The sequence below is a fragment of the Streptomyces sp. NBRC 110028 genome (assembly GCF_001417735.1).
GTDB lineage: Bacteria > Actinomycetota > Actinomycetes > Streptomycetales > Streptomycetaceae > Streptomyces.
Genome location: NZ_BBUZ01000024.1, coordinates 108,575 through 119,313 on the forward strand (window position 1 = coordinate 108,575; position 10,739 = coordinate 119,313).

General features: G+C 72.2%; 7 protein-coding genes. All 7 read right to left on the reverse strand.

The genetic code is table 11. From position 1 onward, the window contains the following. Positions 1–179: 179 nt before the first annotated feature. Positions 180–1,541 (reverse strand): ThuA domain-containing protein, encoded by a 1,362-nt coding sequence (locus ASC60_RS09770; RefSeq protein WP_055549009.1) that lies wholly within the window; start codon positions 1,539–1,541, stop codon positions 180–182. Between the two features lie 76 nt (positions 1,542–1,617). Then, positions 1,618–4,059, reverse strand: coding sequence for a PQQ-dependent sugar dehydrogenase (locus ASC60_RS09775; RefSeq protein WP_234356878.1), 2,442 nt, complete (start codon positions 4,057–4,059; stop codon positions 1,618–1,620). A gap of 301 nt (positions 4,060–4,360) precedes the next feature. Further along, complete coding sequence (locus tag ASC60_RS09780; protein ID WP_055549013.1) at positions 4,361–5,362, reverse strand: sugar phosphate isomerase/epimerase; 1,002 nt, start codon at positions 5,360–5,362, stop codon at positions 4,361–4,363. A 14-nt stretch (positions 5,363–5,376) separates the two neighbouring features. After that, entirely contained in the window at positions 5,377–6,579 is a 1,203-nt protein-coding gene (locus ASC60_RS09785; RefSeq protein ID WP_055549015.1) for a Gfo/Idh/MocA family protein, read from the reverse strand. 207 nt (positions 6,580–6,786) lie between these two features. Continuing rightward, a complete protein-coding gene (locus ASC60_RS09790; RefSeq protein WP_055549017.1) occupies positions 6,787–7,842 on the reverse strand; it encodes a substrate-binding domain-containing protein in 1,056 nt (351 codons plus the stop codon). After that, the gene (locus ASC60_RS09795) at positions 7,839–8,828 is read right to left on the reverse strand and encodes an ABC transporter permease (protein ID WP_055549965.1); all 990 of its coding nucleotides are present in this window, start codon (positions 8,826–8,828) and stop codon (positions 7,839–7,841) included. Before ASC60_RS09795 ends, ASC60_RS09790 begins: the two co-directional genes overlap by 4 nt. 50 nt (positions 8,829–8,878) lie before the next feature. Further along, positions 8,879–10,420, reverse strand: coding sequence for a sugar ABC transporter ATP-binding protein (locus ASC60_RS09800; protein ID WP_055549019.1), 1,542 nt, complete (start codon positions 10,418–10,420; stop codon positions 8,879–8,881). Positions 10,421–10,739: the final 319 nt, after the last annotated feature.

Genomic DNA, 10,739 nt, shown 5'->3' on the forward strand with positions numbered 1-10,739 from the left:
GCCCGGTGCCGCCGGGCGTGGCCACCCCTCCTGTTGCCGGGCCGGAGGCCCCACGGCGGCGGCGGGGAGGAGGCGGCGTACTCCTCCCCGCCGCCTGACGCCGCCCAACGGCTCCCCTCGGGCCGATGGGCGGCCGATCAGGACTGGTCAGGTGGTCAGTTGGTCAGGTGGTCAGGTGGTCAGGACGGCAGTTCCCTGACGCGGATGTCGCGGAAGGCGACCGCGTCGCCGTCCCCGTGGTTCTGGATGCCGATATAGCCGCTGCGCAGGCTGCGCACCGGGTCCTGGTTGGTGAAGTCGTTGATCGTTATGCCGTTGAGCCAGACCTGGAGCCGTTCGCCGCGCACCCGGATCTCGTACGTGTTCCACTCCCCCGGCGGGTTCAGCGCCGCGTCCCGCCGGGCCAGGTCGGCGGACTGGAAGCCGTACACCGCGCCGGTGGTCTTCTCCGGGGCGTCCGTCGCGTCGATCTGGATCTCATAGCCCCGGTCGACCGCCGACCAGGGGTCGTCGGAGGCGGGGAAGCCGACGAAGACACCGGAGTTGTCGTCCCCCGTGGCCCCCGACATGCGCCAGTCCAGCTTCAGCGAGTACGAGCCCAACTCGCGCGCCTCGTACCAGAGCAGGCCCATGCCGCCCGTCGAGGTGAGGGTGCCGGTGGCCGGGTCGAGGGTGAAGCCGCCGGGCCCGGCCTGCTTCCAGCCCGCCGTCGACGTGCCGTCGAACAGGGGTTGGTAGCCGCGCTCCGGGCGGCAGTCGGCGTGGGCGGCGCCGGTGGCGTAGCGGATGCCGCCGAGCAGGTGCTGCCGGAAGGCGGGGTCGGCGTAGGACTCCTTGGTGTGGCCGAGGCCCGTGTAGAAGGCGCGGCCGCCGCGGTAGTCCTGGCACCAGGAGATGGGGTGGTCCTCACCCATACCGCCGCCCTCGTACGAGCTCTCGTCGAGGGTGGCGAGGATGTGGGCCCGTTCGCGCGGGTTGCTGCGGTAGTCGTACCACTCGTCGGTGCGCTGCCAGGCCGCGCCCAGGTGCGCGGTGGCCGGGTGGGCGCGGTCCTCGACGGCGAGGGTGGCCTGCTGGATGGCGGGGTGGGTCTTGAAGTACGCGCCGACGAGGCCGCCGTAGAACGGCCAGTCGTACTCGGTGTCGGCGGCCGCGTGCACCCCGGCGTATCCGCCGCCGGCCCGGATGTAGCGTTCGAAGGCGGACTGCTGCTTGCCGTCGAGGACGTCGCCGGTGGTGGAGAGGAAGACGACGGCGTCGTAGCGGGCCAGGTTGGCGCGGGTGAAGGCGGCGGCGTCCTCGGTGGCGTCGACGGCGAAGCCGTGCTGGGCGCCGAGTTCCCGGATGGCGGCGATGCCGTCGGGGATCGCGTCGTGGCGGAAGGCGGCCGTCTTGGAGAAGACGAGGACGCGGTCCTCGCCCGGGCCGGAGGCCGCCGCCGGGGGGAGGGCCGTGGCGGCGAGCAGCAGGGCGGCCACAGCGGAGTTACGCAGAAGGGGGAAGCGGAAGCGGGGTGTGTGTCTGGGGCGGTGCGGGGGCATGGGCGGGTGCTCCTTCCTCCGGGTGCGGGCCCGGTCCCGGGGCGGGCGTGCCGCCCCGGGGCCGGGCCGCGCGTGGTCAGCCGGTGCCGATGGTGAAGTCGTCCACGTCGTACAGCGCTCCCGCACCGCCCTTGAAGACGAGGCAGAGCGTGGTGGTACGGGCCGGGGGCTTCCGCAGCACCGTTTTGACCTCCTGGAACGTCTCCCAGTCGCCGGTCACCGGCACGGTGACCTGGCCCAGCAGCTGCCCGGTCGGGGAGCCGGTGCGCACTTCGAGGGTGCCGCCCGCGCCGGCGGAGGAGACGCGTGCGGTGAAGTCCTTGGCGTTGCCGAGGAGGTACGGGGTGAAGGCGATCCAGTCGCCGTCGTCGATGTTGCCGACCGTCTTGCCGCCGTTCGCCGGGGCGTGGTTGATGACGTCGACGCCCTGGGAGTCGCCGTAGTGCTCGGCCTGGCGGTGCCGGGGCTGGACGACGTTCTGGTCGTGGGTGGTCAGCGGCGGCTGGCCGCCTCCGCCGTTGTCGGTGTACTCGGCGTCGAAGACCCCGAAGATGTTGGCGTTGGGGTCGTGCTCGCTGTCGGCGCTGGTCTTCAGCGTTCCGGAGCAGCCGGTGGCCGAGGTGATGGGGTGGCCATGGCTGTCGTGGCCGAGGACATGGGTGACCTTGACCTTGGCGCAGTCGATGGTGCGGTCCTCGGGGTCGGTCACCTTCACCTTGAACGGCACCTCGTCGCCGAAGGTGAACAGCTGCCCGTCGCCGGGCAGTTGGAGCGTCACCTTGGGGGCGGTGTTGCCGACCGTGAGGTGCACGCCGGCGCTGCCGCTGCGGCCGGAGGGGTCGGTGGCGGTGACGGTGGCGGTGTAGGTGCCGTTCTCGGTGTAGCGGTGGGTGGGGTTGGGGGCGGTGGAGGTGTGGCCGTCGCCGAAGTCCCAGCGGTACGTGAGGGTGTCGCCGTCGGCGTCGGCGGTGCCCGCCGAGCTGAACGCGACCCTCAGGGGCGCCTTGCCGGATGTACGGTCGGCGGCGGCCTCGGCGATCGGCGAGTATCCGCCGGTGGCGTTCTCGATGCGGTAGAGCGCGGAGTGCTCGTCACCGTTGAAGTAGCCGAGGCCGTAGTCGAGGACGTACAGCGCGCCGTCCGGGCCGAAGGCGGAGTCCATGACCTGGGTGCCGGTCCACGGGAAGTCGTTGATCTTCTGCACGGTGCCGTCCGGGCCCTGCTCGATCCGTTTGATCCACTCGCGGCCGAACTCGCCCGCGAAGAAGTCCCCGTCATAGCTTTCCGGGAACTTCACCGGGGAGTCGAGCGCGGCGTCGTAGCGGTAGACCGGGCCGGCCATCGGCGACTCGGAGCCGGTGCCGAACTCGGGCACCGAGCCGCCGTCGTACGGGATCCAGGCGGGCTGGGCGGGCGGCAGCTCGGTCAGCCCGGTGTTGTGCGGCGAGGTGTTCTCCGGCGCGGCGCAGTCGAAGGCCGAGCCGGAGGCGCCGGTGGCGAAGTCGTAGTCGTGGTACGGCTTGTTGTCGGCGATGCAGTACGGCCAGCCGAAGTTGCCGGGCTTGGTGACGCGGGCGAACTCGACCGCGCCGCCCGGACCGCGCTGGGGGTCGGCGGCGCCCGCGTCCGGGCCGTAGTCGCCGACGTAGACCGTGCCGGTCGGCTTGTCGACGCTCATCCGGAACGGGTTGCGGAAGCCCATCGCGTAGATCTCGGGGCGGGTCTTGTCGGTGCCGGGCGGGAAGAGGTTGCCGTCCGGGACCGTGTACGAGCCGTCCGCCGCCACCTTGATCCGCAGGATCTTCCCGCGCAGATCGTTGGTGTTGCCCGCGGAGCGGCGGGCGTCGTAGGCGGGGTTGCGGTCGGGGCGCTCGTCGATGGGGGTGAAGCCGTCGGAGGCGAACGGGTTGGTGTCGTCGCCGGTGGAGAGGTAGAGGTTGCCGTCGGCGTCGAAGTCGATGTCGCCGCCGACGTGGCAGCAGATGCCGCGGGCGGCGGGGATGTCGAGGACCTTCTTCTCGCTGCCGGTGTTCAGGGTGCCGTCGGGGTTGAGGGTGAAGCGGGAGAGGCGGTTGACGCCGTCGAACCTGGCGAAGTCGGCGGCCGTGCCGTTGTTGGGAGCGTCGCCGGTGGGGGTGTCCAGCGCGGGTGCGTAGTAGAGGTAGATGGCGCGGTTCTGCTGGAATCCGGGGTCGATGCCGACGCCCTGGAGCCCCTCCTCGTCGTGTGAGTAGACCGGGAGCCTGCCGGACACCTTGGTGTCGCCGGCCGCGTCGGTCAGGCGCAGGGTGCCGTCGCGAGAGGTGTGCAGCACCGAGCGGTCGGGGAGGACGGCGAGCGACATGGGCTCACCGGTCTCGACCTCGCCCTTGGCGAGCGTGACCTGCTGGAACTTCTCCTCCGCCTGATCTGCGCCCGCTTGTGCGGGCGGTGCGGTGAACGCGAGCCCCGCGCCCACGAGCAGGGAGCTCGTGAGGAGCGCGAGGGAGCCGCGCAGTCCATGCCGTTTCCTGTGCACGCTGATCCTCCGGGAAAAGAGGGGGTGTACGGACGGGGGGCCGTTGGCCGCCCGACCTGGCACAGGCGCGCGCCGTCGCGCCGTTCGGTGACCGGTTCGGGGTGAGGGGACCCCGTGTGACCGGTACATCTCAAGGACGGTAGCGGTGTTTGTCCGGTTCGGAAACCCCTTTGACGTGGGGTGGGTCGGCTTGGTCCGCGGGGAGGACAAAGCCGAGGGGGGCCGGGACGGGGGCGTTTCCCCCGCCCCGCCCCTTCCCGCGGCGTCCGACAGGTGGCTTTCGCCGCGTGGCGGGATCTGGTCAGTCGCCGCCGAAGGCGGCGTCGAAGGAGGCCGTCGGGGGGTCGAAGTCGTAGGCCTTCAGGTGGCGCAGGGCCTCGGGCGCGCCCGTGAGGCGGTCCATGCCCGCGTCCTCCCACTCCACCGAGACCGGGCCGTCGTACGCGATGGAGCGCAGCATGCGGAAGACGTCCTCCCAGGGCACGTCGCCGTGGCCGGCGGAGACGAAGTCCCAGCCGCGGCGGGGGTCGCCCCAGGGGAGGTGGGAGCCCAGGCGGCCGTTGCGGCCGTCCAGGCGGCGGCGGGCCTCCTTGCAGTCGACGTGGTAGATCCGGTCGCGGAAGTCCCACAGGAAGCCGACCGGGTCGAGGTCCTGCCAGACGAAGTGGCTGGGGTCGAAGTTGAGGCCGAAGGCGGGGCGGTGGCCGATGGCTTCGAGGGCGCGGTGGGTCGTCCAGTAGTCGTACGCGATCTCGCTCGGGTGGACCTCGTGGGCGAAGCGCACGCCCTCGGCGTCGAAGACGTCCAGGATGGGATTCCAGCGGGTCGCGAAGTCCTCGTAGCCGCGGTCGATCATGCCGGGCGGCACCGGCGGGAACATGGCGACCAGGTGCCAGATGGACGAGCCGGTGAAGCCGATGACGGTGCGCACCCCGAAGGCGGCCGCGGCGCGGGCGGTGTCGGCCATTTCGGCGGCGGCCCGCTGCCGCACGCCTTCCGCGTCGCCGTCGCCCCAGACGCGGGCGGGGAGGATCGCCCGGTGGCGTTCGTCGATGGGGTGGTCGCAGACGGCCTGGCCCACCAGGTGGTTGGAGATCGCCCAGCACTGGAGGCCGTATGTGTCGAGGAGCCGGCGGCGGCCGTCGAGGTAGCCGGATTCGCCGAGGGCGCGGTCGACCTCGAAGTGGTCGCCCCAGCAGGCGAGTTCGAGTCCGTCGTAGCCGAAGTCGCGGGCGTGGCGGCAGACCTCCTCCAGCGGCAGGTCCGCCCACTGGCCGGTGAAGAGGGTGAAGGGTCTGGGCATGGTGGGACTCCTCCTCAGGCGGGCACGGGGGTGTAGACGCAGTTCTTCCCGGCGCTCTCCTCCACCGCGGCCAGCACCCGCTGCACCTGGAGCCCGTCCTCGAAGGACGGTTCGGGGTCCGTTCCGGCTGCGATGGCCGCCACCATGTCGCGCGCCTGGTGGACGAAGGTGTGGTCGTAGCCGAGGGCGTGGCCCGGGGGCCACCAGGCCTCCAGGTAGGGGTGGTCGGGCTCGGTGACCAGGATGCGGCGGAAGCCGGAGTCGGCGGCGGGTGCGGTGTGGTCGTGGAAGGACAGCTCGTTGAGCCGTTCGAGGTCGAAGGCGAGCGAGCCGTGGTCGCCGTTCAGCTCGATGCGCAGCGCGTTCTTGCGCCCGGCGGCGAAGCGGCTGGCCTCGAAGGACGCCAGCGCGCCGGAGGCGAGGCGGCCGGTGAACAGGGCCGCGTCGTCGACGGTGACCGGGCCGCGCGCCGCCACACCGGCGGCGCCGGCCGTCAGGCCCGCCACCGCCCCGGCGGGCAGCGGGCGTTCCCGTACGAAGGTCTCGGTGAGCGCCGAGACGCCGACCAGCCGCTCCCCCGCCAGGTACTGCGCGAGGTCCACGATGTGCGCCCCGAGGTCGCCGAGCGCGCCGGAGCCCGCCAGTTCCCGGCGCAGCCGCCACACCAGGGGGAATTCCGGGTCCACGATCCAGTCCTGGAGGTAGCTGACCCGTACGTGGCGTAACACGCCGATCCGGCCGTCGGCCACCATGCGGCGGGCCTGCGCGATCGCGGGCGTACGGCGGTAGTTGAAGCCCACCATGGCCCGCTGTCCGCGCGTCCGGGCCCGGCGTGCCGCGTCGGCCATGGCCTCCGCCTCGGCGACGGAGTTGGCGAGGGGCTTCTCGCACAGCACGTGCTTGCCCGCCTCCAGCGCGGCGATCGCGATCTCGGCGTGGCTGTCGCCGGGGGTGCAGACGTCGACCAGTTGCACATCGTCCCGGGCGATCAGCGCGCGCCAGTCGGTCTCGGCGGCCGCCCAGCCGTGTTTGTCCGCGGCGGCGCGTACGGCGTCCGGGTCACGGCCGCAGATGGCGGCCATGGCCGGGCGGAGGGGGAGGTCGAAGACGCGGCCCGCGGTGCGCCAGCCCTGGGAGTGGGCGGCGCCCATGAAGGCGTAGCCGACCATGCCGATGCCGAGTCCGTGGGCTCCGTGTTGCGCTTCGGGGTGTTCCATGTGGCTCCTCTCAGATCGCGGCGGATGCGAGGTGGAGATGGGGCCTAGTGCCGCGTCAGCCAAGGTTTGCCCGGTAGCGAGGCGTCCTGGTGCGGTCAGATGCAAGGCGCCGGATCGGCCTCGTAGTGGGCCTACTCGGTCGATTCGGCAACGCCGCAGATGGCCGTGCCAGGGCGGCGAGCGGGGTGAACCTTGGCTGACGCGGCACTAGCTGAATCCGGTGGGGAGGTACTGGTCCACGTTGTCCTTGGTCACGACGGCCGAGTAGAGGGTGAGGGAGGCGGGAATCTCCAGCTCGGCCAGGCCCCCGACGCCCTTGCCCTGGCCGAGCGCGCGGGCCAGGTCCATGGCGGAGGCGGCCATCGTCGGCGGGTACAGGACGGTGGCCTTCAGGACGGTGTTGTCGGCCTTGATGGCGTCCATGGCGCGCTTGGCGCCCGCGCCGCCGACCATCAGGAAGTCGTCGCGCCCGGCCTGCTGGATGGCGCGTTCGGCGCCGACGCCCTGGTCGTCGTCGTGGTTCCACAGGGCGTCGAAGCCGGAGTGGGCCTGGAGCAGCTGGGCCATCTTCGACTGGCCGGACTCGACGGTGAATTCGGCGGCCTGGCGGCCGACCTTCTTGATGTTGGGATAGTTCTTGAGGGCGTCGTCGAAACCGGCCGTGCGCTGGCGGGTCAGCTCCAGGTTGTCCAGCCCGGCCAGCTCCACCACCTTGGCGTTCTTCTTTCCCTTGAGCTGTTCGCCGATGTAGCGCCCGGCGTTGAGCCCCATGCCGTAGTTGTCGCCGCCGATCCAGCAGCGGTACGCCTGCGGGGAGGCGAAGACGCGGTCGAGGTTGACGACGGGGATGCCCGCCTTCATGGCCTTCAGCCCGACCTGGGTGAGCGCCTTGCCGTCGGCGGGCAGGATGACCAGGACGTCGACCTGTCTGTTGATGAGGGTTTCGATCTGGCCGATCTGCTGGGCGGTGTCGTTGGAGCCCTCGGTGGCCTCCAGCGTGACGTCCTCGTACTCCTTGGCGCGCCGCTTGGCCTGCTCGTTGATGGCGTTGAGCCAGCCGTGGTCGGCCTGCGGCCCGGCGAAGCCGACGGTGACCTTCCTTCCGGGCTTGGTGTCGGCGCCGGCCGCGGGCTGCTTGTCCTCGTCCTCGCTGTCGTTGTTCTCGTTGCTGGTGCAGCCCGCCGCGAACAGCGCGCCCGCCGCGGCGGTGCCCAGGAGGAGGTTTCTCCGGCTGGGAGTGGTGTTTCCCGGGGTGTGGTTCATGACGTCGAACGACCCTTCTGTACCAGGACGGCGGCGACGATGATCGCGCCCTTGGCGATCTGCTGGACATCGGTCTGGAGGTTGTTCAGGGCGAAGAGGTTGGTGATGGTGGTGAAGACGAGGACGCCGAGGACGGAGCCGGTGATGGTGCCGCGGCCGCCGCTGAGCAGGGTGCCGCCGATGATGGCGGCGGCGATGGCGTCGAGTTCGTACAGGTTGCCGTTGGTGTTCTGGCCGGAGCCGGTGAGGACGACCAGCATGAACGCGGCGATGCCGCAGCACAGCCCGGACAGCAGGTACAGCAGCAGCCGCTGGCGCCGTACGTCGATGCCCGCGAGCCGGGCCGCCTCCGGGTTGCCGCCGATGGCGACGGTGCGCCGCCCGAAGGTCGTACGGCCCAGCAGCAGCCAGCCGAGGACCGTGGCCGCGGCGAAGATCATCACCAGCGGCGGGACGCCCAGGACGTAGGAGTCGCGGAGCCCGAGGTCCAGCACCGGCTTGACGGTGACGACCTGCGTCCTGCCGTCGCTGATCTGCAGCGCGAGGCCGCGCGCGGAGGCCAGCATCGCGAGGGTGACGATGAACGGCACCACGCCGCCGTACGCGATGAGCACCCCGTTGACCAGGCCGCAGCCGAGCCCCACGAGCACGGCGCACAGCAGGATGCCGCCGAATCCGTAGTCCTGGGTGGCGAGCGTGGTGGCCCACACCGAGGCGAGCGCGACGATCGCCCCGACGGACAGATCGATGCCGCCGCTGGTGATGACGAACGTGACGCCGACGGTGACGACGCCGATGACGGACGCCTGGGTGAGGACGAGTTGCAGATTGTCGGTGCTCAGGAACTCGTCGGGCTTGGTGACGCCGCCGACGATGACGAGGACGGCCAGCACGCCGAGGAGGGAGAGGTTGCGCAGGTCGGCGAGGCGTCTGAGGCCGTTGGTCCTGGCAGGTGGGCCGGGGGCGGGCCCGGCCGCCTTGGTCAGCGTGGCCGCGGCGCCGGGGACGGCGTCGGCGCCCGTGTCTCCCGTTGAGTTCAGCACGGCGGACTCCCTTCCATCACGAGATCGAGGACGCGGTGTTCGTCCAGTTCGCCCGCGGGCGCCGTATGCACCACACGCCCCTCGCGGAGCACCAGCACCCGGTCGGCGAGGCCGAGGACTTCGGGCAGTTCGCTGGAGACCAGCAGCACCGCCATGCCGTCGTCGGCGAGGCGGCGGATCACCGCGTACAGCTCGGCGCGGGCGCCGACGTCCACCCCGCGGGTGGGCTCGTCCAGCAGCAGCACCCGGCAGCCGCGCAGCAGCCAGCGCGCGAGCACCGCCTTCTGCTGGTTGCCGCCCGACAGCGTGCGCACCGGCCGCTCCGGGTCGTCCGGGTGCAGCGACAGGTCGCGCACGCCGCGGCGGGCCGCGTCCCGCTCCGCGCCGCGGTCCAGCCACCCGGCCCGGGAGAAGCGGGCGAGGGAGGAGACGGAGACGTTGCGGGTGACGGACTCCAGCATCAGCAGCGCCTGCGCCTTGCGCTCCTCGGGCGCCAGCCCGAGCCCGGCGCGCACGGCGGCGGTCACGCTGCCGGGGCGCAGCGGGCGGCCGTCGACCAACACGCGGCCCGCGGTGGGGCGGCGGGCGCCGTACACGGTCTCCAGGATCTCGGACCGGCCGGAGCCGACGAGTCCGGCGAGCCCCACGATCTCGCCGGGCGCCAGGTCCAGGTCGACGGGCTCGAACTCCCCCGCCCTGGCCAGCCCTTCGAGCCGCAGGAGGGGTTTGCCCGCCGCGCCGGGGGGCGGTGTGGCTCGGCGCGGAAACGCGTACTCCACGTCCCGGCCCGTCATCAGCGCGACGATGTCGCGGGTGGGCGTCGTACGGGCGGGCAGCCCGCGGGCGGCGGCGCGGCCGTCCTTCAGCACCGTCACGCGGTCGCCGATGCGGCGAATCTCCTCCAGCCGGTGCGAGATGTACACGACGGCCACGCCGCCGGCCGTGAGGTCGCCGACGATACGGAAGAGGTTGTCCACCTCGTCGGGGTCGAGCGCGGCGGACGGCTCGTCCATGACGATCAGCCGCACGTCGTGGGAGAGGGCGCGGGCCATCGACACGATCTGCTGCGCGGCGGCGGAGAGTTCGCCCACCAGCCACCTCGGGTCGATCTCCGGGTGGCCGAGGCGGGCCAGCAACTCGGCGGCGGTCGCCCGGGCGGCCCGGGACCGTACGAAGCCGGCGGTGGCGGGCTCATGGCCGAGAAAGATGTTCTCGGCCACGGACAGGCCCTCCACCAGGTCGAGTTCCTGGTAGATGGTGGCGATGCCGAGGCGCATGGCGGCGACCGGTGACTTCAGGACCACCGGCGCGCCCTGCCAGACGATCTCCCCGCCGTCCGGCTGATGAGCCCCGGCCAGCACCTTGATCAGCGTGGACTTGCCCGCGCCGTTCTGCCCCAGCAGGCAGTGCACCTCACCCGCCTGGACGTCGAGGTCGACGCCGTCGAGGGCCCGTACGCCGGGGAAGGACTTGGTGATGCCGGACATGGTGAGCAGCGGGGACGGGTCTGCCGGACGCGGTTCGGGTGGTGCCATGCGAGCCTCCTCGGCCGGGTCGCGGTGGTCGCTGATTCGCTGGTTCGCTGGTCGCTGGTCGCTGGTCGCTGGTCGCTGTGACGGTGCGGTGGTGCGGTGCGGTGGTGCGTTCGGTGCCTCTCCCCCACCCCGCCCCTTCCCGACCCGGGGCTCCGCCCCGGCCCCCGCTCCTCGAACGCCGGAGGGGCTGCCAGCGCCGAAGCGACCACGGCCCCATGCGGCCCCGGCTCGCCGGCCACCCAAACCTGCGGCTCCGGGCGCCCGGGGGCGGGACTCCGGGCCCGGGGCCCAGTCCCGGGCCCAGCCGCCCGGGCCCGGC

Excerpts from the sequence above, each read along its gene's own strand:
- ASC60_RS09800 (WP_055549019.1), bottom strand. The coding sequence starts at position 10,420 with ATGGCACCACCCGAACCGCGTCCGGCAGACCCGTCCCCGCTGCTCACC.
- ASC60_RS09780 (WP_055549013.1), bottom strand. The coding sequence starts at position 5,362 with ATGCCCAGACCCTTCACCCTCTTCACCGGCCAGTGGGCGGACCTGCCG.
- ASC60_RS09790 (WP_055549017.1), bottom strand. The coding sequence starts at position 7,842 with ATGAACCACACCCCGGGAAACACCACTCCCAGCCGGAGAAACCTCCTC.
- ASC60_RS09770 (WP_055549009.1), bottom strand. The coding sequence starts at position 1,541 with ATGCCCCCGCACCGCCCCAGACACACACCCCGCTTCCGCTTCCCCCTT.
- ASC60_RS09785 (WP_055549015.1), bottom strand. The coding sequence starts at position 6,579 with ATGGAACACCCCGAAGCGCAACACGGAGCCCACGGACTCGGCATCGGC.